Raw genomic sequence first — 22,479 nt, 5'->3', positions numbered from 1 at the left:
AAAGGCTGAAAGCTCTACTAATGCCAGATCCCGGTCTTCTTCAGATCCAGATCTCATTTTCGAGAGCTTGTTGATATCGTAACCATTGCCTCGAACACCCCGATCGACCTACCGAACAAACATTCTAGTAAAGATCGTTTTGATCTTCGCTGAACGGCAATCCGGATAGTGTCCGGATGGGGATCCCAACGAAGAGACCGAATAAGAGGACGATCCGCTCCTGGCCTTCCTGGAAGTACTACTAGCCAGATTCGAAGGATGGCGGTCACTAGCGATGGGGTTCACGCAGGCGTTGAGCAACGTTGACCGTCATCGTCTCCAAAGACGTGACGATGCACGTCGCTATGCCATCGGGGTGCTTGGTCTGGGAAGCCTCCTATTGACGCAACTGCGGTACGAGCACAGCGAGTTGATAGAAGACCTCCGGACCGGTGCACTCACGCCGGAAGAGAGATTTTAATGACGTAGGGTGCGTCTGTTGATGCTGATCTTGCTGGAGGACTAGAGAGCAGGTGATGATGACGTTGCAGGCGTCGCATCTGAGTACCACGGCCGCCAGCCACGCCACTGCCTCACCATCGTGAGATCGGTGAGCTTTGTCTAGTCGTGCTCTGAGGAGCGCGCTATCCACGCCTGCGCTTCCCAATCCAACGGGGTGAGCGTGCCGTCGCTACGGTCCGTGATGCTGTCTTGGAGACGACGTTGATAGTTCCGGTAGTGGTCTCGGTCGAGCCGTGACCAGGCGACCCCTCCGGGTGGGCGGGGGACGCTTATGTCAGCGGTGGGGTGTGCGGCTTCCTTGAAGATGATCGAGTCGATGGGGACGTGCAGGTAGGGGTAGACGCGGGTAACGGCGGGGTGGTCGAGCACAGAGAGGTATTTCATGGTCATGTTGAGCCACTTCTGGGCTTGCCCGTAGGTGAGGGCGAACTCCTTCCTGTCCGGGTGCGGGTACTCGTCAAAAAAGTGGATCCTGTCTCTGCACCACTTGTCGTGGAGGGCATCGAACGTATCCTGCGAGTCAACGGTGTCGAGGTCTGCGGTGAACTGTTGGAGTGAGGTGTGGGTGTCCTCGAGCAGGGTGGCTTTGTCGGGGTGGGTGCCGATGCCGTGAAGGGTGCGGCTGAGGTCGCGGTAGGCCCGCGTCGACACGGTTCTGATCGTCTCGGGGGAGGCGGGGTCTGCGGCGACGTGGGCGCCGAAGTAGAACGCGGTCAGGCTCGCCAGGCGCAATGAAGGATCCATGGTGATCACGCTAACGGGCCAAGCCCGGCGATGGTGAGAAACAGAGATCATGAGCTCTCCACACGGGTGATGATGACATCGAGGACCTCGCACCCAAGCACTGCTGCGGCGAGGTAGACGAGTGTGTCGTCATCGGGCTCATCCTCCAGGAGGACGCTGAGTTGTCTCGCCATGTCGGCAGCATCCTCGGCGATCATGATCGTGTTCTCGGTGTCCAGTATCAGTGTCATACCTGTTTTAGACTCCGCACCCCAAGACACCGGTTCCCACATGAAACAGCGCACAGACACCGCGCCCCTGACTTCGCTGTCAGTGGCGCCATCTCGAGCTGCCTTGGCTACGTTGTAGCCAAGGCAGCCGCCACCACTGATATTCTTTGGTACATTGGCAGTAAACTTGCAACTTTTTCGCCCCCGTTGAGCTGGGGTTTCTGTCAGGAGTAGGAGGTCACGGCGGTGTTGACGATTGCGCGGATGCACAGTGAGTCCGTGGCCTATTATGAGTCCACTGTCGAGCAGCCCCCGGCACAGAATCTGGGGCCGGATGCCTACTATTCAGAGGATGGAACGCGTCCCGCGCAGGCCTGGATCGTGGCCCGAACTGACTCCCAACAAGCCGCCGTTGCGGAATTTCTCGGCACCGATACCGGTGCGGTGGTGGACGGTTCGACGGTGCAGAAATGGTTTAATCAGGCGCAAGCTCCGAGCGGTAAATCTTTGGGTCGTCGGCCTGGATCGAGTGGGGTTCCGGGGTTTGACCTGACGTTGTGTGCTCCGAAAAGCGTCTCGTTGATCTGGGGGTTGAGTGCCTCGGCCGCGACGCGTGAGGCGGTGGATCAGGCCCACGCCAGGGCCGTGAATGTGGCTCTGGTGTATCTGTCGGAGCACGCTGGCTACACCCGGAAAGCCTCAGACTGGGATCCAGAGGAGATGGTCATCGATCGGGTCGAGGCGCTGTCAGGAGTGAAATATGAGCACCGGACCTCGCGTGCGGGGGATCCGCATGTGCACTCGCATGTGTTGTTGAGCAATCGTCAGTTGTGTGCGGATGGGAAGTCGCGGACGGTGGATTCAAAGTCGCTGTACCACGAAGCTAGGGCCGCCGGGATTCTCTACCAAGCGGTGTTGCGATCGACCTTGTCGGAGACCTTGGGCGTGAAGTGGGCTGAGGTAGACAATGGGTGTGCGGAGATTTCGGGTCTGGATGATCGGGAATTGTTGGCGGAGTATTCCACCCGGATGCGGGAGATTGATCTGTGGAAGGCCGAGAACGGGCTCGAGAGTGAGGCTGGGTTGTCGCGGATGGGGCAGAAGATTACCCGCCGGGCCAAGGACACCGAGACCCCGTTGGAGGAGTTGCAGCAGGGGTGGCATCAGGCGTCGACCGCAGCCCAGGTGCGTGCCGTGATCGACGGACTGGTCCCTGCTACGGCGATGTCTTCTGAGCGGAATTTTGGGGTGGTAGTGCCGACACCGGAGGCGGTGTTGGTTGCGGTGACTGCTGAGCGGTCGACGTTTACCCGGGCGGATCTGGTGGAGAAAACCGCCGAGATGATGCCCGTCGACATGGACCCCGCACGAGTGCACAGGGTCGTGGAGGGCCTGGTCGATGAGGTGATGGACTCCGGTGCCGCGTGGTCGGTCAACCCGGATGCCGCGCGGAGTTATACGAAAACCGCGCGGGAGGGCTCACAGCGGTTTACCGCCGAGCCGGTGGTTGAGGAGGTGAACCGGGGGATTGATCTGGCCACTGCCCGGGTCGATCAGGGGGTGCCGGCGACGTCGATCATGCCGATCGAGGGAAAGCTGTCAGAGTCCCAGGCACAGGCGATGCGTGCGGTTGTGCGCTCGCCGTATCGGGCCTCGGTGGTCATGGCGCCGGCCGGTGCCGGTAAGACGTCGTCGTTGAAGGCCGCCCGCAGGGCGTGGGAGCAGGCGGGTAAAACTGTCGTCGGGTTGGCCCCGACGGGTAAGGCTGCCGATGTCATGGTCGGTGAGCAGGTCGCGCATTCCTCGTCGACGATCGCGCGTGCCCTGGTCGGCACGGAGGACCTGTCACCGGCTCAGATCGCTGTGAGGCTCGGCTGGAACAGCGAGATGGTCCTGGTGGTGGATGAGGCTGGCATGGTCGCCACTTCGGATGTCGTGAAGCTGTTGGAGGTGGCGGCGGCTGCGGAGGCGCGGGTGGTGTTGGTCGGTGATCCGCATCAGTATTCGGCGGTTAAGGCGCGGTCTGGGATGTTGGCGACCTTGTCGTATGAGCTGCCCGATGTAGTGGAGTTGGATGAGGTGTTTCGGCAGAAGGATCCGGGTGAGCGCCGCGCCTCGCAGTGGTTGCGTCACGGTGGCGAGACTGATGCCACCCGGGCTGCGGACTGGTACGCACACAACGGCCGGTTGCATGCCGGTTCGACCTCGGCGATGTTGAATGATGCGTTGGCGGCGTGGATTGCAGACACAGACCAGGGATATGAGTCGTTGCTGGTGGCGGCGACGAAGGAGGATGTCGAGGCCCTGAATCTCGGCGCCCAGCAGGTACGCAAGGCCGATGGGGCTATCGACACCGGTGGCCCGAGCGTGCGGTTGCAGGGAGCCTATCGGGGCCATGTGGGTGATGTGGTCTTGACCAGGCGCAATGACTACGATCTGCCGACCAGTACCGGTGATGTGGTGCGTAATGGTCAGCGTTGGGAGATCACCGAGATCCACAGGGATGGAAAAATCGCTGCTCGTCGGTTGGATGAGGCTGGGGCGAGCGTGACCTTGCCGGCCGAGTATGTGCGTGCCCATGTGCAGTTGGGGTATGCCTCGACTGGGCATTCTGCCCAGGGGGCGACGGTGGATACCTGTCATGTGGTGGCTGGGATCGGGCAGGTCGATAAGGCCGGCGTCTATGTGCCCATGACCCGTGGTCGGGTGCATAATCACCTGTATCTGATGGAGACCCAGGCCGGGGACCCGGATACTGCGCATCATCACCTGAGTGTGGAGGAGCGTCGGGAGTCCACGGCCTATGCCCGGGAGTTGTTGATTCAGGCAGCATTGAGGGATCGGTCGGATGTGTCCCCGCACCAGGTGTGGCGTGGGGCCCGACGGGACTTCGAGTTGGCCCGGTTGTCGAGTAACCAACGCGTGGATGTCTCGCCGTTCGAGGGAACGCGGATGGCTACGGTCATGGCTGACCGGCAGGTCAGGCGTCGGGTGCGGTTTGAGGAGTTTGCCCGGAACCCGAACGCGGTGAAGAAACCGGTCAAGGAGCAGACACCATCGCAGATCGTGCGCGAGTCCTTGGACACGCGTCCGTTGGCTGATGTGTCGGATGAGCTGCTGGGCAGGATGGTTTCGGCACCGGAGCAGGTCCGTAGTGAACATGCCGAGGCCGTGGCTACGGCAGAACAACTCCAGGATCGGGCGATGCGTGCGGTGCAGGCCGACCAGCAGTGTTCTACCCTGTCCCAGCAGGTCGAGCAGTGCCGTGATGTCTCACAGCAGTCGGAGCAGCAGCTCCGGGATGCTCGTCGTGAGGTGGCTGGGGAGGAAAACCGGCCGATGGTCTCCCGATGGATGCGGGGTGGCAATCTGCGTGCAGCGAAGGAGCACTTGGATCGGGCCACCACCCAGGCAGAACAGGATCGTGGCCAGCTGGATCAGGTGCAGCAGCGGCTTGATGAGGTGTTGGAGGCGCAGCGTCTGCGCCCGAGTAGCGAGCAGCTCAGTGCTGCGAGTACGCAGGCAGAGCACTTAAACAACCTGGTCGCAGCCCTGGACCAGCCGGAGGTGGTGCAGGCAGAGGCGACCTGGCGTGAGCAGAGCTCGGATGAGGTGATAAGGGTGGATCGGAACCGCCGGCAGCACAACGCCATAGATACGTCGTTAATCGAAAGGATCGGGGCCGGTGGCGATCCCTGGGATGAGGACTGGCTGGCCCGGTCGCTGTCGTCCTCGTCGGTGGGCACGGCCGTGGATGCTGGTCAGCAGCAGCCGCCGGCACTGGGACACGACTTGGATGGAGGAATGGAGCTGTCATGACCATGCATTCTTCGAGGCGGGGAGCGCCCGGTAAGCGGGCACAAGCGGCGATAGATGCTCTCCGCCAACGCTATGAGCAGCAGGTCACGGACCTGGACACGGCTGCAGAACTGGCAGAAGAGATCGCAGAGCGTGAGGAGAAATTCGCCGTCGTTGTTGCCCGGCTACAGGAGGGTGGGATGTCGGTGTCGGATCTGGCTAACTGCACCGGTATGCATCCGAACCGGTTGCGCCGGCTGATCGAACGGCATAACGCCACCACCGATGAGTAGCGCCTTTCTCCTGCTGTAACCTGCTGTGATGCGGGGAGGCGGTCGAGAAGCGGGGCTCAAGGCGCGAGGATTCTGGTGCTCACAGCGCGACAGACGCGAGTTGACACCCGAAGGCATCGAAGTGTCCCTGCCGCGTGCTCGAGTGGTGGGAGAGCTGCCGCGTCGCCGCTACGCAGTCGACTTGCCCTGTTATAAAGCGTGAAGAAGGTGTGAGTCGAAGCGCGAGGATTCTGGGGCTCACAGCGCGTCACTGCGGGGCTTCACCCACGAACACGATGGGTGAGCACGTGCCGCGTACCCCGTAGGATGTGCGGTCAGGAATACAGGATGACACCGGGAGGGTATATGGATAAGACAACGAGTGCAGAAGCGTGGGACAACCCAAAACGCTGGTCAGCTCCGATTCCTCATAAACCGCGCATCAGCCGGGAACGTCGCCACGAACTTGCCCGGCAGTGGCTGGAGTTCCTCGGCTGCGAGGTCACCCAGCAGCGCGTGGAGGAGCTGGCCCGGGTGGTCATGCGGTACCACCTGCTTAGCCCCAAGGGGCAATGCGCCAATGAACTAGTCCTGGCCGGGATAACCCCCTACCGAGAGGCCGTCGAAAAAGAGTTCCCCAAGTGGCAGCAACGAGTACTCGAACGTAATCAGGAACAGGGCAGGCACTTTCTCACCCGTCCTGAAGCTGTGGAGAAGATCCGAGAGATCATCAGCTCCTACCGGTCCGTCCACGGTGTCGGCCCGCTGTGGCGCGAAGTGGGATACGAGATCGGGCTGGACAATAACGCCCTAGAGGTGGTGCTCGAAGAGCTTAAGTCCCAGGGGCAGGTGACGTTCACCCTCGAGAACCGCTCACTGGATGTCACATAAATACATCTGAAAACCACTGGTAGGGGGATAATGGCCGTGGTTCTCATAGCGGGCCCCTCGCTCCCCAGGAGCCTAAACATATGTATGTTGTGGCGCTACAACGTTAAACATAACAACGCTATGACGTCCTGCAGTGATGGTGCCGGTTGCCTGTGGGGCCGCGCCCCTTAGAGGTCGTTGATATCGATGGAGGGGATCTCGTCGAACTGGACATAGTCGTCGTCTTCGTCGGGAATATCGCAGGCGAGATAGGTGCTCAGGTCAGAAGCGGGAACGAGGCGAAACGCCTTCCGGGTGGTATCCATACCCACAACAATAGAACACATGTTCCATATTTTCATGGTGGGAAACTACCCAGCCCCCAAGGCCCGCCCGCAGTGAGGGTGAGAGAACCTATGCCCAGGTGCCGTTGCCCGGGGACCACGTACCGGAGAACTCGTTCGCGGCAGCGGCGAGGACAGGATCAACCAGTGCGCCGGCAATCCGGAGTGCATCATGGACGTCGGTGATCTCTTTCCGCAGCCGGGGAGAATTCTTCCCCAGCCCCCGATAGCCGGCTTCCCATTCCGCTCCCGGCAGGTGAAGGAGAGCTGGCAGGACAAGTCCGCGGATCTTCTCCTGGACCCGCAATGCCGTAGAAAACTCAGTACCGTTGACGTCAAGCGATAACGTGATCAGGGCAATGTCGTAGAGATCGCGGTACCGGGTGGAGACTCTCGAGCCGTGGACCTCGTACATCGCACAGACCTTGTCGGCGAGCTGGTTTTCGATCGGATAGGACCTGATCGTGTATTCCCGGCCCACAAACGCCAGGTCGAGGCTATCAGAGCGTTCCACCGTGAGCTTTTCGGTTACGGCGGGGACCTGCAGGTCACCGCTGACATCGATGTGGAAATGCGCTAGCTTGCTCACTCCCTGATGGACATGGGCCGTGAGCTGGATGCTGTCAATGGTCCCCTGGAGGGATGCTGCTTTAGGTGCGGTGAGAGTGAAGGTATACGGGCCAATCTTTGTTCCGTCCATGATCTCGACCAGGTCCTTGGCGGCCTCCCGGTAGGAGGTGGGGTCATCTTGCCGGTAGAGATCCAGGTCCCGGGTATGCCGGGCCTGATCGATCCGGCAATACAGGTTGGTCCCTCCTTTAAGGACCCATCCCTGGTCGCGGGTTCCGAGTTCCCCCAGGAACAGCTCCCGGAAGAAGCGGTTGTAGACGTCATTTAAGGCCATCCCCTGATTACGACTGTCCTGGAGGAGGGCGTGTTTGATCTGGCCGTGCCGGCTTTTTGGCTCACTCATGATCAGGGATGCTCCTTACCATTGTTGGTATTTGAAGGCTTATGGTCTTTTTTAAGCAAGCGTTGCACCTCGGAATCTAGGCCATTCCCGCTCCAGGCCTGGGCACTCTTGTCGGGACCCCCGAGTGCTGCGCCAGCTCCGCCGCCCGTGCGATCAGTCCTTCATTCCCGAAGCGTTCAGACACCCCTTGAAGGCCCTGGCCGGTGATGTCACCAGCATCGTGGGCACTGCCCGGGAGTGCCGTGAGAGGGGTGAGGGTAGTGATCAGAGCCTGCAGCTCCTCCCGGACAGGCGCCCACGCAGCTTCGATCTGTCGCTGCAGGAGCTGCTCCGTCGACAGGACCTGGACGGGAAAACGCTCATCGAGCCACGCCGCGATGTCTTCTCTGCTACCTGGGGTGATCCCGAAAACATGCGGAATAGTTGCCAGCAGGTCAGCGACCTCCTCACGCGTGGCCAGTCCGGCATGGAGGATATCGCCGGTCATATCAGCCAGGTGTCCCGGTTCATGGCCGGCCGCAGCGAGATCCCTCACCGTGCGCAGCGGGGTAGTCACCGCAAGCCCCTCGATACTCTCCCACTGAGGGGAGTCGATCTTGGCGATATGGAAAACAACTTCGGGCTGGCGGGTTTGACGCCTGGTGGGGACGGTGAAATGAATGCCGTTGCCATCGAGGTCGCCGATACCGTGCAGCTCCGCGGCGGACTCGTGCGAGACCACCGCCAACGGTGCGTGCTCGAGGCGGTCAACGGCCATGACCTTCGGTTCCAGGGCGAGCCACTGGGCCCGGATCTCGGTGACCGGGGACCAGGGGATGGCCTCGGCGGCGTATACCCCGGATCGGATACGCGTGAGCACGGCCCGGTCCACGAGGCGGCCCAGCAGGACCGCGCTAACACCCTCGGCCCCTGCTTGGGCGCTGGTGACCAGTCCCCATTGTTGGGCGGCGAGGTCCAGGACGATCTCGGTGGCCTCTACGATCTTCATGCTTCAATTATGGCATATATCGATAGTATCGAAGCATGAAGAGGCCCCATATTTCTTCAAAACTATCTGTTTTAGATACTAATGAAGTAATTTGGGGATCTTGCTTCATGATGAAGGACATAAGGAGAGGGCATGTGGGGCCACCGTCGGGCCTACTGCATGGAGGACAGTGCCTGCTTCAGGATGCCTCTCGGCTGCGGCTGCGTATTCCACAGGAATGCCCACTACCGGGAGGTGCGGGGAGGTTAGCCGCTGGTGATATCGGTGATTAACTCATCGATGACCTCGTCACCGGGATGAAACTCCGGGCAAAACTGTTCCACCATCGCCGGAAGAAACCGTATCTCTGATTCCTCCCGATGCCAGATGTAGGTGATCCTCATCGATTCCTTCAGCGCCGCAGGATCATAGAAGTCCCGGTCGGTGGGATCTGCCATCGCACACGATAACCGCGCAGCGATCACCACCTCCCCCACCGTCAAGTCGTTGATACGGGTGCCGGAAAATCGTTCCAAGAGCACCATCGCAGCCGCCCGCTCACCATCGGTTACCGGTGCTAGGACCTGTTACGAAAGTCGTGTGAGCCACCGATTGATGGCGGCGATCTGAACAACGGCCTCGAAACGGACAGCGAGTTTATCGTAGCGGGTGTCTACCGCGCGGTTGTGCTTGAGCGCGTTGAAACATCGCTCAAACACGTTGCGCCCCTTTATAGGCCTCGGGGTCGAAGACCGGGGGCCGCCCACCCCAGGAACCTATGGCCCGGCGGTGGGCTTTCTGGTCTTCTTTCACCGGGATCGTGTCCGTGATACGCCGGCACCGCGGATATGACCGGTTCGCCCGCGAGGAGTACGCTTTGTCCGCCAATACCCGATCCGGTCTGCTCCGGGGACAGCCGCGACCGGGGCGGGCCACCCGGATCTGGTCCAGGACTTGCGTCAGCTACGGGCTGTCCCCGGCCTGACCGGCAGTCAGAGTAAACGATACTGACTGTAAGTGCTGGTCGCAGGCCAGATGAATCTTCGTGGAGAACCCGCCCCGAGATCGGCCCAAGGCATAGTTATCGGGTTCGCCGTCGAGGCGTTGCGGTGAATCTCGCCGTGCCCCGGCGGCTTGGATATGCGCCCGGGCGGTGGTGGAATCCACGGAGATCTCCCAGTCGAGGTGTCCCTGGGCATCAGCTTGGGACTGGAGTGCGGCTTCGATCGTCGACCAGGTACCGACCAGTTGCCAGGAGCGGAACAGGCGGAGACCCGCCACCAGGGTCTGTAGTGGGCGGGAACGTCCCGCCAGGGGCCACAGATTCGGATGCGGTGGCGGATGCCGTTGACCAGATTCCGCAGGCCGTACCTGCGTGGTCTACCGAACCGGGATGCTGCTGGCAGCAGCGGGATGAGCACATTCCATTGAGCATCGGTGAGGTCGTGACGGGTCGCGGCGTTTAGGGTGGGAATCAAGGCCTCAGATGTCTGGGCTGGTTTGGTCGCACTCTCCTCGCTACACCGGAGGCCGCCCCACTTCCACCCGTCACGCCAACCCCTACGACTTTCGCAACAGAACCTAGTAGCATTCCCGGTTCCTCAAATGTCGATGGCCCTGAGCTGCGACAATGAGAGTTAGCGCGGCAGATATTCCGAGAGCCCAGGACATATGGGTATATGTAAGGAGAAGTGCCCCAACTACTGCTCCCGCAAATAGTACCGTGATTGCTGCGAAACGCCGGTTCCAGAGTCCGCGCCAACCGTTGCTAAAGAGGTCACCGGAAAGCTGTGTCAATGTAGAGGTGACAACGACCGTGGTCATGTCTTTGACCGCAAGTTTTCTTGCAACATAAGCTTGAACTCCCATGACAGCCGCTGTGGCGCACGCCACGACAATTTGGACAATCGGAGAGAGCTCGGGCCCAGCGATGACGAGGACGACAGTCAGAATCACTAATGTTGCTCCGCCAATCCCCAGGAGTGACGTGATGCGTGTTGTCCACGCAGACCCTTGGCTCTTGAGTACGAGCCCAGCGATCGCTGCAGCAAGAGAAAAGGAGATCAATGCCCCTAATGGGCCGATGATAGGAAGCTCGTTCGCTCCTGCAGCACCCATGCCCAAAATCACGATGTTGCCGGTCATATTTCCGACAAATACCCGGTCGAGACCCAAATACCCCACTGCATCAACGAGACCAGTAACAAAGGTAAGAATCATCATCAGCCACACCACATAAGATTCACCCTTCCCTGCGATAGTGGGTGTGTCAGCAATCTTCTGCGCAGTCGTCACTTGGCGCCCCGGAATTCCTCAGAAGGCACTAGCGCCAGAACTGATCGTGTGAGGTCGGCAGTTGGGTCCAACAAGATATTAGGAACTTCGAAGTGGGTGACATCCGAAAGAGCGAACAAGTCCGACAAGCGGGAATGGCCCCTCAACGCACGGGCGTAATCTTCCGACTGGCGGATAAACTCTGGGCTTTCCTTTGTCCCATACGCCACCACCACTGGGCAGGAAACTCGCTCGATGTAGTGGATGGCGCTGAGCTCATGGACCTGTTGTTCAGAAAGTTTCATGTACTTTCCACGCGCAGAGCGCTGTGGAGCATCAAGATCACACATACCGCTGAGGACAGCTCCGCCCTTAATCAAATCGTCGGGCACATTATAGGAAGACCAGTCAGTTCCTAGAAGTACAGTGCTCAAGTGGCCACCGGAGGAATGGCCGGCCAAAATAATGCGGTCTCGATCTCCTCCAAACTCTTCTGCATGACGCCAGACCCATATCAGGGCGCGACGACACTGGTCGACCATCCCTGAGATCGTGGTATCCGGGACATTGTCGAAATCCACGGCAACGTAGACATGGCCTGCATCAACGAAGGTCGGAGCATACGCTGATACTGAGTTTTTGCTCAAGCCTCGCCAGGCGCCTCCGTGGATGAAAACGATAACTGCACTACGATCTGCATCATCCGGCGCGAATACATCGACCGTCTCCCGTTGAGTTTCACCGTAACTGTACGAACTGTAGCTTCTCGTGTTACGAACCTGCTTACTAGCTTCCTCGTAGCTATCTATCGTGGCTACCGAGTCACAATCCCACACGGACTGGTCATAGCAGCGATCCAGTTCTTCCTGGGTGTAATTCATGTTCAGGGTCATGAAATCTCCTTGGTAAGTCGATTGGTGACTGCGATAGCCAGCCCTTTATGCGTGGTACTGCCGCAAAGTGCACCAAGTCCTGCTTAAGCCTTCCTCGGCTGGCGCTCATTTTCTTGCAAAGGGAGTCATTGCAGATGACGTGTGCTCGAATTGAATCGAGGCGCCTAGAACAGAGGGAACTTTGTGAGCGGTGGAGGGAAACCATGGCCATGACGTCTTAATCCCACGTTCACAAGATAGCAGCATTTGATCATATTTGGAATGGGAACAAGAGGCTGAAAATTCTTTCCCGAGCTAAATTTCCACGTCCATGCAGGTAGGCGTGCTTTTGCCCCCACCCCTGCGCAAGCCTTGGAAACTTCCCCGAAAAGGAAACTGCCACTTGGCACACCCGGACAGCCGATGACCCTCTTGTATTTGATCAAAGATAAAGCTAGCGTACTAACTGATTGTTATCCCGGTCACTTTGGGAGCATGTGTTTGATGGCAGTCACTTCTGATTCTCGATCAAAGGAATCCCATGAAAAAATCCCCTGAATCTTCTACCCGCCAGGTAAGACGGTCATCCCCCTGGATCGTCATCGCCCTAGCTTTCAGCGCTGTGCTGCTCGATGGCTTTGACACCGGCGCTCTTGCTCTGCTCGTCCCTCATCTATCTGAAGACTGGTCGGTCTCAGCGGCGGTGTTTACATATCCCTTGGTCCTGACGAATTTTGGCGTCGTCATCGGATACCTGTCCTGTGGTGCGCTCTCTGCCCGCTTCGGGCAACGTCGGATGCTGGTACTAGGCCTGCTCATATTTGGCCTAGCTACCATCGGTACTGCTGTCACCCTTCACTTCGAATCCATCAGCATTCTCACGATCACGCGCGCTGTAACCGGCATCGGACTTGGCCTGGTGATGCCAGTTGCCGTCGTCTTGGCCACTGGAAGTGTCTCAGAAAAGCGCCGTCAAACTGTTGCCATTGCCGTAACCATGGGGTTGACGTCAGGTGTTGCTGTCGTCGGCTTCTTGGGCAATTATCTGATTGGCCATTTCGGGACTGCGGGAGTTTTCTGGGTAGCTGGTATCGCCCCGCTGGTGCTTGTTCCGCTAGCGATCTTTTTCATTCCTGAGATCACATCTCAACCGAAAGATGACGAGGGTAAGCAGCCAAGTCAGGTATCCCAGATTTTAGGTCGGGAAATACGTACTTCCACTCTTGCGTTGTGGGTAGTGACTTTCCTGGTGTTTGTTGTCAGCTACACCCTCAAGTCGTGGGTTCCTACGCTGCTACATGATTACGGACTCGATCCTTCCACCGCCGGCCTGGGACTGGCATTTCTGAGCACAGGCGGCATCGTCGGCGGCCTTATCCTGATGCTCCTGTCCCCCAAACTTGGAAGCGCTCGCGCTCTTGTCATCATGTCCCTTGTCGGCGCTGTCGCTGTCGCTGCATTCGCAAAACTATCGATGTCGCCTGCGCTCCTCCTGGTTACGATCTTCATCGCTGGAGCAGGTGTGGTTGCCGGACAGGTGGGGAAGAACGCTATTGTGGTATCCCTCTACCACAAATCGGCCCTCCCCACTGGAGTTGGCTGGGCAGACGCTGTCGGACGGGTCGGATCGATCGTTGGCCCTCTCATCACTGGAGCCCTCCTTGGGCTCGCCCTGCCGGCGCAAGATATTGTGCTGCTCTTCGCTGCTCCTCTGGTCATCGCCGCTGTCGGTTTTGCTTTTCTTTCTCGACGAACAGCCGAACCGAAAGGTACTTCAACCACCGATAGCCAAGAACGTGAAGTAACCACCGATAGCCAAGAACGTGAAGTAACCACCGCTCGGTGACGCAGTCTTATAAAGTTCTCTCCCGCGCAGTCAAGTGCCGGAGAGAACTTTGGGCTTTAGGGCCTATCCTGTAATTTTTGGTCGTGTCGGCACCATAATCCACTTCTCACCTATTATCCCTGGTGGCATGATCGGACGCAGCGAACTCACAGACAAGGCCTGGCACCACATCGAACCTCTGCTACCCGCCAACGGCGGCGGACGCCGGTGGCGCGATCACCGCCAGGTGATCAACTCCTTCCTCTGGAAACTATTCACCGGTGCTCCCTGGGGGGACCTTCCCGAACGTTACGGTCCCTGGAAAACCGCCCATGAGCAGATGAGGACATGGACCTTGGACGGCACCTAGCAGAAGCTTCTTGACTCCGCTGTCGTCAAGGACGACGCAGTCGGTGACCTCGAGTCGATCCTCTCGGTCGACTCCACCGTGGTCCGGGCCCACCAGCACGCAGCCGGGGCCCGAAAAAGGGGGCTGTAGTGCAGAAATCGAGTCCATCGCCGTCAACGGAGAAGGACTCGGGCTTCCCGAGGAGGATTGAGCAGCAAGATCCACCTCGCCGTAGACGGCCGGGGCCTGCCGATGAGCGTGACCGTGACCGGTGGACAGGCTGGAGACAACCCACAGGTGCTTCCGCTGTTGGATCAGATCAGTGTCCAGCGCGAGGGGCCGGGCCGGCCGGATGGCGTGCTGGCGGACAAGGCGTATTCGCATCCGCACACCAGGAAAGAGATGCGCAAACGCGGTATTGCGTTTGCCAGTCCGGAAAAGTCCGACCAGGTCAGCCGCAGGAAAGCCAAAGGCTCCGCTGGTGGGGCCGAAGCCGCGGGCCTGGTGGACGTAAAACGTGGTTTAAGGGCAATCGCGATCCCACGGGCGGTGAGTGTGGCGCAGATTGGCTCGACCCCGAAGCGGTGGCGGTAGGTGCGGATGAAGTCCACGATCACCGAAGTTTGCGGTCGAGCTTAAGCCTGGGCGAAAAAGCCGACGCCGTCTTCAAGATCTCATTCACCCGACGCAGCTTGGCGACTTCCTTGGCCTGCTCCTCGTAGGCGGCCTGGAGCCGCTCGTAGGACAGGGACCCGGGTTCAGGAGCTTTCGGTCTGCTTTCCTGTTTGCGGATCCAGTTGCGCAAGGTGGATTCCTTCACGCCGAGTAGTTCGCCGATCCCCGGCGGGCGCCGGCCTTGGAGATGGCGCCTTCTTCCAGGTGTTCGAAGTACATGCGCACCGCGCGTTCTTGGGTGGCGGTGCCGTACTGACTGGGTCGTGCCATGGTGTGTTCGTCCTCCTAGGGTAAAACCTAGTCTCCGACCAACCCAGGCCGCCTCACTTCACCTCTGGCGGCTCTCTTGGCCTTGAACATCCAGTATGTCGTCGCTCATCAAGGCATTGAGAACATCGAAATGTCCTGTGCCTTCGATGTCGTACCTGGTTACTGGGGCGCCTGCCTTGCGGAGCACCTGTGCAAATTGGTCTGACTGTCGTCGAAACTCAGTCGATTCCAGTGCACCTGCGATGAGCAAACTCTCTGTGTGGATCTCTTCCCACTGCCATAGGGCGGGGCTGAGGCGTTTGGCGGTCTGATGGTCGAGCGCCAGCCAGGAGTTCGTCTTGGTGGCGAGTAGGGGTTGCAGGTCGTAAAGTCCGCTTACCCCTATGAAACGCTGGGGTGGTTGCCACGAGTTGTCGTTAGCTGTCGGTTCGAGCAGTGAGGCGACCAGGTGGGCTCCCGCGGAGTGGCCGATTACCGTTATTTTTTGAGGGTCTCCGCCGTAGTCTGCGATGTTTCTGCAGACCCAGGCGTATGCAGCTTGCACGCTGGCGATGATATCGAGCAGAGGGGTATCCGGGGCAAGCGGATAGTCGACTGATACAACACAGGTATCCTGGGCTATTACTCTGGAGGTCAGGAACGTCACGTCTTTGCGGCTGGAACCTCGCCAATACCCTCCATGGACTAAGAAGATCACCGGAGATTGGGATGAGCCGACGAAAACATCAGCCAACTCCAAGGCGTGGTTTCCGTAGCGAATGACAGTCGGTGGAAAGTCCTGACGAACTTCGTCGCTCCATACGCGGTGCTCCGCGAGGGTCTCATCAGCATTGCCCACCAAAGCTCGCGCGTCGTACTGCTCGTCAAGATACGGATCGATCATACTGGGCCTCATTAGAGCTCCTCTCGTCCTTTGCTGCAACGGATACTTCAGTGTTTCGCTGGATTTTCTTCTGCAAGGTCCATACTGCGAAGAAAAGGTCGGAAGCCGTGAGTGCCATGACGGCGAACCAATAGAAGTTCGCACTGGGAGGGAATCCCATGGCCAAGATCCACCCGGCCGAGATCGGCGCCATCACTGCGCCAATCCTGCCAATACCAAAACCCCATCCCAGTCCACTGCCGCGGAGGTGCAGTGGGTAGGGCATAGCGATCGTAGCTGTGACCAGGCACGCTGAACCGTGGGTGCCAATTCCAGCAAGTGCCAGGCACACGTAGATCAGGAACGTCAGTGGTCCGCTGCCCATAATGATGAGGGCCACGCCAGCAATGAACACCGCCACCATTCCGGTGGCTAGGGTGCCAAATTGTTTACCTGACGAGGCGGTGAAGAAAGATCCCGCTACCGCGCCCAAGTTGAGTGCGAGGGTGACGAAGAGTGCTGACCCAAGGTTGTAACCCGATTAGTGATGGTCAGGTGCATGAGTGTCAGCGACGGTCCTGGGTCACAAGAGTGCTCTTAACGTGAACAAGAACTGTTTCCTATTGACGTTGTGTCCCTTACCTTCTACTGGAGGCGAGGTGAAGGCGTAGAACACCTTCCTGCTTCTGTGGTAGTTCGCCAAAGAGTGAGAAGTTAAAAGTAGAGGGGCTTGAGCGGCTTGGGTTAGGTGCCTTTCTTTAGTCGGGGTTGTACTTGATACGCGGCTCGTTATGAACAGAGCCGGGCATAGCCCATAAAGGACCATTAAGCCGTCCGACCGGATCAAGCAGGTCAAAGTCGGGTCGCCCCGCTGTTAGGCACTGTGCATTTACCGCGAAATGCAATACCTCACCGATGACCATGACACCACTGCCGCGCTCGATGATGTCGGTTACTCGACACTCCAAGGCTGCGGGCGATTCCGCGATACGGGGCGGAGCGACCGTCAGGGAGGTTTCCTTGGTCAGACCAGCCTCAAAAAATTCATCCAGATCGGCAGGATAATCGATCCCTGTCCGATTGATCTGAGTGATTCTGGAGGCGGGAGCGAGGTGGAAAACGAATTCACCTGTCTCCTGGGCGTTGCGAGTGCTGTCTTTCCATCCCACCGTGGAGAACATCACCAGCGGTGGATCGGAGGCCACAACACCGCAGAATGAAAACGGAGCGATGTTGTCGACCCCTGCGGCCGATCGAGTAGTGACCCAGGCAATCGGCCGGGGAACGACCAAGGCAGTCAGCAGGTGATATGCCTTGGCAGCGCTAATGTCGGGGGCGCTAATTTCGAGCCTGGTCATAGCTTTACCTTTATCGGGTGGGGTTATTTGTCCTGGAGAATCTGGAAACCGTGGTCCCCATCAATTTCCTGATGCACCCACAGGTCCAGGGACCGGATGGCCGGGTGATCGTTGAAGTTGAAGAGGCAGGCATCTTCCGTCTCATTTTCGTTGACGTGCTCGTACCAGGCCCAAGAGGGGATCACGAAGATGTCGTGTTCCTTCCAATCGAAACGCTGGCCGTTGATGATCGAGTAGCCGGAACCTTTAGCCACGTGGTACACAGCAGAACCAGTGTGGCGCTGGGCCTTGGTGTGCATGCCTGGGGGAAGCATCTGCATGTGGGCGCCCATGGTCGGCATCACAGAGCCACCGGTGGCCGGGTTGACGTATTCAAGCTTGTACGCGTCGACGGGGGAAGGGGCGCCGGCTGATGCAAGGTTCTGCATGGCCTCGTAGGTGCGCTCCCAGGGGTAGGCGTTGAGAGGAGAGTACATCTTCTCCCAGCCCAGACGGTCAACCGGGCCCAGGATGCCGGATCCGTACTGCTTGTACTGGGTCATGATGGTCTTGGGCTGAGGCTGGTACACATCAGGGTGGACGGCGTAGAAGTTAGCGTCGAGCGTGTTGACCAGGGGGATGTCGAGGCCATCCTGCCAGATGACGAAGGAATCATCCGATTCGTTGCCGTGCTCATGCCAGGTGCCTCGCGGGGTGATGGCGAAGTCATTGGTCTGCACCTTCAGCTTGTCGCCGTTGACGATGGTCCAGGCACCTTCGCCTTCCACCACGAAACGCAGGGCAGAAGCTGCGTGGCTATGGGCGGTCATGAACTCGCCGGGATTCATGATCTGGAGTCCGCTGTAGAGGTGTCCTACAGCAGCGGAGTCTTCCTTACGTCCCTCATTGACGAGCATGACCACTCGGCGGCCGGCGTCATCACCTTTGACCAGGCTGGCCGATTCCACCACCAGGGGACGAAGTTCGTCATAGGACCAGTGCATGGGAATGGACTTGGGGGCAGGCTCCCAGGGTTCGATGTCATTGGCCACGGTCCACAGGGCGCCGGTGCCCAGATCTTCCAGGCGGTTGTAGAAGTCTTGCAGCTCGGGGGTGGTGGTTACGCGAGCGCGACCAAGCATGTCGTCCGTTTTCATGATGGCTCCTTCAAAGATGCCGATAAGTATGAATCAGGCACGGGGTGAGGCAATGCCGTTGACGGTAACCGCACCTCTAGCGTCAACGAGATCCGTGTCCTGGCTGAGGTTGTGTTCGTTGTATCCGGTGGTGCTTTAGAGACTGTTTAGGTGACATTTCCCCAGCACTGTGGGGAGTAATTTTTGGGCTCTCGCTCGATGACTCGGCTAGAAATCTCGGGCGGCCGTTCTTGCGTCCATCGATCCTCCGCGACGGGGGTTGGCGGCTGGGCAGATTAGGGTGCGATCCGGAACCTTATTAATTTTCAATGTTCCGTGGATCACAATATAACATTGCATTTGATCAAATGCTAGTGTTAAATTATGACCAGCTTCACACCCTGACCATCGGACCGGAGGAATCCATGCACATCCCCCCTAAATTCATCGCAGCGACCGCCCAGGCGGCGCCCGTTTATCTCGATACCGACGCCACCGTTGAGAAGGCGTGCTCCCTCATTACGCACGCAGCCGCAAACGGCGCTTCCCTATTAGCCCTGCCCGAGGTGTTCGTTCCGGGATATCCCTACTGGAACTGGACGATGAACCCGGTAGAGGGTGGGAAACGTTTCCCGGAACTTTTCAAGGCATCCGTGTTGATTGATGGGCCGGAGATCAAGAAACTACGTGAGGTGGCCCGTCGTCATGAGATCTTCGTGGTGATCGGCGTGAACGAGCGCCATCCGCAGTCCATGGGAACCTTGTACAACTCGGTGGTGTTCATCGGCGACCAGGGCGAACTGCTCGGAGTCCATCGCAAACTCGTTCCTACCTGGGCGGAGAAGCTCACCTGGGGTAACGGGGATGGCTCCAGCCTGCGGACCTATGACACCAGAATCGGAAAGCTCGGGGCCCTGGCCTGCGGTGAGAACACCAACACCCTGGCTCGATTCTCCCTGCTGGCGCAGGGTGAACAGGTGCACGTGGCCAACTACATCGGGTTGCCCACCGCCCCGCCGGACTACGACATGGTCGAGGCGATCAAGGTCCGTGCGGCGGCCCATTCCTTCGAGGGCAAGGTCCACACGGTTGTCTCCTGCGCCGCGATCACTCCGGAAATCATCGATGCCGTCGCTGGCGACGATGAAAAGGCCCGGGCCATGCTCGAGCGAAAGCGATCCGCGTTCAGCGGCATCTTCGGGCCCGATGGGCGCCTGATCACCGAGGAACTCATCGACGAGGAAGGGATGCGTTTCGCTGAGATCAATATCGAGGACCAGATCGCGCAGAAACAGATGCACGACATCATCGGCCACTACAACCGGTTCGACGTCTTCAATCTTCAGGTCAACCGCACTCCGCTGACTCCCGCTACGCTCCTGGACCCCGAGGCACCTGGCTCGGACTGGGAAAGCTCTGTCGAAGAAAAACTGACTGTTCCCACGAAAAACTGACCATTCACTCACTACCTGCTCACTAAAACTCAAGGAGTAACATCATGCAGCTGCTCAGCTTTGAACGCCCCGGCCAGACCAACCCGTCCTGGGGTGTGCGCATCGGGGACGACAAGGTCCTCGATATCCCGGCCGCAGATCCGAAGGCCCCGGCAACGCTACTGGAGCATGTCCGCAACAATGGCACCTACAACATTGATGATCTCGTGGCCTGCACCGAGAAGAATTCTGACGACATCGTTGCCGAGGCAGATCTGACCCTTCTGCCGCCCCTGCGGCCAGGGAAGATCATCGGCATCGGCCTCAACTATGTCGAGCATGTCGAGGAATCCAGCCGTTCCCTGGACACCGACCAGGAGCTTCCGCCCCGTCCGGTGCTCTTTAGTTCCCCCGGTACCGCTGTCACCGCCTGCGGGGCGCCGATTAGGCACAACGAGAAGATGACCAATCAGCTTGACTGGGAATGCGAACTAGCTGTCGTCATGGGCAAGTCCACCCATTACGACCTCAACGAGGACCAGGCCTTTGACCACGTCTTCGGCTACTCCATCATGAACGACATCAGCGCACGAGATCAGCGACGCTCCGGCCAGTGGTTCTTCTCCAAGGGCCAGGACTCGCACAAGCCTTTCGGCCCGGTGCTGGTCACCGCCGATGAGGTCGGCGACCCCCATGACTTGGACCTGCGCCTCACCGTCAATGGCCAGGAACGCCAGAACGGCAATACCAAGCACATGCTGTTCAAGATCCCCACCCTCATCGCTGACGTTGCGTCCGGCATGACCCTGGAACCCGGTGATGTCATCGCCACCGGATCCCCCCAGGGCGTGGGAGCGGCGATGAATCCCCCTCAGTTCCTCCAGCCGGGCGACGTCGTGGAAGCGACCGTCGAGAAAATCGGCACCCTCACCAACCCCGTGAAGGCGGTTTAAGCCATGACCACCAAGACCAAGTACCGCATCGGGCAGATCGTCCCCAGCTCGAATGTCACCATGGAAACGGAAATCCCCGCGATGTTCCGCCGCCGGGAAGAGGTTGCTCCGGAGCGTTTTACTTTCCACTCCGCACGCATGCGGATGAAGGAAGTGACCCAGGAACAGCTGCTGGCCATGGACAACGACTCCGACCGGTGTGCCGCCGAGATTTCAGACGCCGAAGTGGATGTGATCGGCTACGCCTGCCTCGTGGCGATCATGGCCCGTGAACTCGGTTACCACCACAAGTCGAAGGAGCGCCTCGAAAAAATCACCGAGGAAAGCGGCTATCCCGCCCCTATCGTCTCCAGTGCTGGCGCCCTCATCGATGCGCTTGAGGTGCTGGGTGCCAAGAAGGTCGCCATTATCGCTCCCTACATGCGCCCCCTTACTGATAAAGTAGTGGATTATATCAAAAATGAAGGTTTCGACGTAGTGGATTCCCTCGCACTGGAAATCCCCAATAACCTCGAAGTAGGAGCGCGCGACCCGATGGCACTCGTAGAACTGGCAAAGCAGGTGGATCATTCCCAGGCGGATGTTCTGGTGCTCTCCGCCTGCGTCCAGATGCCCTCACTCGAAGCGATCCAGGTAGTGCAGGATGCTATCGGAAAACCGGTCGTCTCCGCCGCCGTCGCCACGGTGTATCAGATGCTCAAGTCTCTTGATCTCGAGACCTTTGTTCCTGACTGTGGAGAACTTCTCAACGGAAAGTACTAACCCATGAATAATGACGTCATCCAGCCCCCCAAGCGTCTGACCACAGCTGATCAGGCCTACGAGACGATCCTTGCCGCCATTGTGGAAGGAAAATTTCGCCCGGAACAGCCTCTACGGATTAATGCTCTCGCCGAATTATTGGACATGAGCATGATGCCGGTCAGAGAGGCCTTGAGTCGCTTGGAGGCTCTTGGCGTCATTGAAAGTGAACCTTACCGCGGGGTCCGTATACGGAAGTTGTCTATTACCGATCTTATTGACACCTACCGCACGCGCATCCTGTTGGAGGGTTTTCTCGCCCGGCAAGCGGCTACCTGCTTCACCACCGAGGCACAAGAACGAGCGTTGGCTTTTCTCGACTTGCAGGAAGAGCGCAACAAAATCAATGACCTGGAGGGGGCCCGTAATGCCCACAAGGGGTTTCACTTCACCATTTATGAGGCTGCGCAAGCACCCTGGGCCGTTCGATCGGCCGAGCCCACGTGGGCGAACAGTGAGCGGTACCGCATCGAGGCGAAAATTACGCCTGAGGTCGTGGCTTTTCGTCGGCAGGAACACGAAGAAATTCTCGCAGCCTGTGTAGCTGGTGATCCAGACAGGGCGGAATTGGCTCTCCGGGATCATCTGATCCTGACAGTTCAAGCCATTGACCATGAAGCGGCGGGAGCGATCGCCCACGACCTCGGGTTCCCCCTACCGGCCTTGCCGGCCTGACCTCTTGGATTGAAGTTGTTGCGGGGCAGATCACCGTCTTCTCGTACTAAACATTTATTCAAGAGAGGAATGAGGTGTCGCAGTTCCAAGGAACTGCGGCGCCTGCTCCCGCCGCGGAGGACCGGGCAGGTAGTCCACTTGGTGCTGTTGCAAAGTTCGAGTAACGGAGTAATCGATGCGGCATAATCACTGTCACACCATCAGCATCCTGAGTTTTGGCGAAAACGGCGGATCCGGCACCAGCATTGCGCTGCACTCTTACTGATAGTGAGTAAGCAGAAATTCCTGTTTGCAACAGAACCCTCTCGGATGCGGCTGCGCATTCCGCAAGATTGCCGG

General features: G+C 58.8%; 24 protein-coding genes and 2 pseudogenes. 11 read left to right on the top strand and 15 right to left on the bottom strand.

Annotation, left to right across the window (positions count from 1 at the left end; genetic code table 11):
• The first annotated feature begins 220 nt into the window (after positions 1-220).
• Positions 221-460, top strand: coding sequence for a TIGR02391 family protein (locus ACTU46_RS14565; protein WP_443383186.1), 240 nt, complete (start codon positions 221-223; stop codon positions 458-460).
• Between the two features lie 140 nt (positions 461-600).
• Here ACTU46_RS14565 and ACTU46_RS14560 read toward each other — a convergent pair whose 3' ends face one another.
• Positions 601-1,245 (bottom strand): hypothetical protein, encoded by a 645-nt coding sequence (locus tag ACTU46_RS14560; protein WP_443383112.1) that lies wholly within the window; start codon positions 1,243-1,245, stop codon positions 601-603.
• A 47-nt stretch (positions 1,246-1,292) separates the two neighbouring features.
• Positions 1,293-1,475, bottom strand: coding sequence for a hypothetical protein (locus tag ACTU46_RS14555; RefSeq protein ID WP_443383109.1), 183 nt, complete (start codon positions 1,473-1,475; stop codon positions 1,293-1,295).
• Between the two features lie 225 nt (positions 1,476-1,700).
• On the opposite strand from ACTU46_RS14555, the gene mobF reads away from it, so the two are divergent.
• From mobF to ACTU46_RS14540, 3 genes are all read left to right on the top strand, one after another.
• Positions 1,701-5,273, top strand: coding sequence for a MobF family relaxase (gene mobF, locus ACTU46_RS14550; protein WP_443383107.1), 3,573 nt, complete (start codon positions 1,701-1,703; stop codon positions 5,271-5,273).
• Entirely contained in the window at positions 5,270-5,545 is a 276-nt protein-coding gene (locus ACTU46_RS14545) for a hypothetical protein (RefSeq protein WP_443383104.1), read from the top strand. Before mobF ends, ACTU46_RS14545 begins: the two co-directional genes overlap by 4 nt.
• 345 nt (positions 5,546-5,890) lie before the next feature.
• Positions 5,891-6,415, top strand: a complete 525-nt coding sequence (locus tag ACTU46_RS14540) for a hypothetical protein (protein WP_443383101.1) — start codon at positions 5,891-5,893, stop codon at positions 6,413-6,415.
• A 167-nt stretch (positions 6,416-6,582) separates the two neighbouring features.
• On the opposite strand, the gene ACTU46_RS14535 is transcribed toward ACTU46_RS14540, so the two are convergent.
• From ACTU46_RS14535 to ACTU46_RS14505, 7 genes and pseudogenes are all read right to left on the bottom strand, one after another.
• Complete coding sequence (locus tag ACTU46_RS14535) at positions 6,583-6,741, bottom strand: hypothetical protein (RefSeq protein WP_443383099.1); 159 nt, start codon at positions 6,739-6,741, stop codon at positions 6,583-6,585.
• Between the two features lie 67 nt (positions 6,742-6,808).
• Positions 6,809-7,711: a nucleotidyl transferase AbiEii/AbiGii toxin family protein gene (locus ACTU46_RS14530; protein ID WP_443383097.1), complete on the bottom strand. Its 903-nt coding sequence runs from the start codon at positions 7,709-7,711 to the stop codon at positions 6,809-6,811.
• Between the two features lie 76 nt (positions 7,712-7,787).
• Positions 7,788-8,699 (bottom strand): type IV toxin-antitoxin system AbiEi family antitoxin domain-containing protein, encoded by a 912-nt coding sequence (locus ACTU46_RS14525; RefSeq protein ID WP_443383094.1) that lies wholly within the window; start codon positions 8,697-8,699, stop codon positions 7,788-7,790.
• Between the two features lie 245 nt (positions 8,700-8,944).
• Positions 8,945-9,214, bottom strand: a complete 270-nt coding sequence (locus ACTU46_RS14520) for a hypothetical protein (protein WP_443383092.1) — start codon at positions 9,212-9,214, stop codon at positions 8,945-8,947.
• A gap of 51 nt (positions 9,215-9,265) precedes the next feature.
• A pseudogene (locus tag ACTU46_RS14515) lies at positions 9,266-10,156 on the bottom strand (IS5 family transposase).
• Between the two features lie 103 nt (positions 10,157-10,259).
• On the bottom strand, positions 10,260-10,973 hold the full coding sequence (locus ACTU46_RS14510) for a YoaK family protein (protein WP_443383089.1): 714 nt from the start codon (positions 10,971-10,973) through the stop codon (positions 10,260-10,262).
• The gene (locus tag ACTU46_RS14505) at positions 10,970-11,845 is read right to left on the bottom strand and encodes an alpha/beta hydrolase (protein ID WP_443383087.1); all 876 of its coding nucleotides are present in this window, start codon (positions 11,843-11,845) and stop codon (positions 10,970-10,972) included. The genes ACTU46_RS14510 and ACTU46_RS14505 overlap by 4 nt, the downstream gene beginning before the upstream one ends.
• Before the next feature lie 520 nt (positions 11,846-12,365).
• Here ACTU46_RS14505 and ACTU46_RS14500 point away from each other — a divergent pair.
• From ACTU46_RS14500 to ACTU46_RS14490, 3 genes and pseudogenes are all read left to right on the top strand, one after another.
• Entirely contained in the window at positions 12,366-13,670 is a 1,305-nt protein-coding gene (locus ACTU46_RS14500) for an MFS transporter (protein WP_443383084.1), read from the top strand.
• A gap of 127 nt (positions 13,671-13,797) precedes the next feature.
• A complete protein-coding gene (locus ACTU46_RS14495) occupies positions 13,798-14,019 on the top strand; it encodes a transposase (protein ID WP_443383081.1) in 222 nt (73 codons plus the stop codon).
• Positions 14,020-14,196: 177 nt separating this feature from the next.
• Positions 14,197-14,592: pseudogene (locus ACTU46_RS14490) on the top strand (transposase); the annotation flags it as partial.
• A gap of 19 nt (positions 14,593-14,611) precedes the next feature.
• Here the strand turns inward: ACTU46_RS14490 and ACTU46_RS14485 are convergent.
• The 6 genes from ACTU46_RS14485 to ACTU46_RS14460 all read right to left on the bottom strand — a co-directional run bounded on the left by ACTU46_RS14485 (position 14,612) and on the right by ACTU46_RS14460 (position 18,299).
• Positions 14,612-14,818 (bottom strand): hypothetical protein, encoded by a 207-nt coding sequence (locus tag ACTU46_RS14485; RefSeq protein WP_443383078.1) that lies wholly within the window; start codon positions 14,816-14,818, stop codon positions 14,612-14,614.
• The gene (locus ACTU46_RS14480) at positions 14,815-14,943 is read right to left on the bottom strand and encodes a hypothetical protein (RefSeq protein ID WP_443383075.1); all 129 of its coding nucleotides are present in this window, start codon (positions 14,941-14,943) and stop codon (positions 14,815-14,817) included. Before ACTU46_RS14480 ends, ACTU46_RS14485 begins: the two co-directional genes overlap by 4 nt.
• 58 nt (positions 14,944-15,001) lie before the next feature.
• Entirely contained in the window at positions 15,002-15,826 is an 825-nt protein-coding gene (locus ACTU46_RS14475) for an alpha/beta hydrolase (protein WP_443383073.1), read from the bottom strand.
• Positions 15,807-16,298 carry a hypothetical protein gene (locus tag ACTU46_RS14470; RefSeq protein WP_443383070.1) on the bottom strand — a complete coding sequence of 164 codons (492 nt, stop codon included), beginning with the start codon at positions 16,296-16,298 and terminating at the stop codon, positions 15,807-15,809. Before ACTU46_RS14470 ends, ACTU46_RS14475 begins: the two co-directional genes overlap by 20 nt.
• Positions 16,299-16,563: 265 nt before the next feature.
• On the bottom strand, positions 16,564-17,163 hold the full coding sequence (locus ACTU46_RS14465; RefSeq protein WP_443383067.1) for a flavin reductase family protein: 600 nt from the start codon (positions 17,161-17,163) through the stop codon (positions 16,564-16,566).
• A gap of 23 nt (positions 17,164-17,186) precedes the next feature.
• A complete protein-coding gene (locus ACTU46_RS14460; protein WP_443383064.1) occupies positions 17,187-18,299 on the bottom strand; it encodes a cupin domain-containing protein in 1,113 nt (370 codons plus the stop codon).
• Between the two features lie 404 nt (positions 18,300-18,703).
• Between ACTU46_RS14460 and ACTU46_RS14455 the strand changes: the two genes are divergently transcribed.
• The 4 genes from ACTU46_RS14455 to ACTU46_RS14440 are packed head-to-tail and all read left to right on the top strand — an operon-like array spanning position 18,704 to position 22,140.
• On the top strand, positions 18,704-19,732 hold the full coding sequence (locus ACTU46_RS14455; RefSeq protein WP_443383062.1) for a carbon-nitrogen hydrolase family protein: 1,029 nt from the start codon (positions 18,704-18,706) through the stop codon (positions 19,730-19,732).
• A 44-nt stretch (positions 19,733-19,776) separates the two neighbouring features.
• The gene (locus tag ACTU46_RS14450) at positions 19,777-20,664 is read left to right on the top strand and encodes a fumarylacetoacetate hydrolase family protein (protein WP_443383059.1); all 888 of its coding nucleotides are present in this window, start codon (positions 19,777-19,779) and stop codon (positions 20,662-20,664) included.
• A 3-nt stretch (positions 20,665-20,667) separates the two neighbouring features.
• The gene (locus ACTU46_RS14445) at positions 20,668-21,426 is read left to right on the top strand and encodes a maleate cis-trans isomerase family protein (protein WP_443383056.1); all 759 of its coding nucleotides are present in this window, start codon (positions 20,668-20,670) and stop codon (positions 21,424-21,426) included.
• A gap of 3 nt (positions 21,427-21,429) precedes the next feature.
• On the top strand, positions 21,430-22,140 hold the full coding sequence (locus ACTU46_RS14440) for a GntR family transcriptional regulator (protein ID WP_443383054.1): 711 nt from the start codon (positions 21,430-21,432) through the stop codon (positions 22,138-22,140).
• The last annotated feature ends 339 nt before the right edge of the window (positions 22,141-22,479 follow it).

The sequence above is a fragment of the Corynebacterium sp. A21 genome (genome assembly GCF_052266655.1).
Taxonomy (GTDB): Bacteria; Actinomycetota; Actinomycetes; order Mycobacteriales; family Mycobacteriaceae; genus Corynebacterium.
This window is presented reverse-complemented; position numbering and strand designations above follow the sequence as displayed.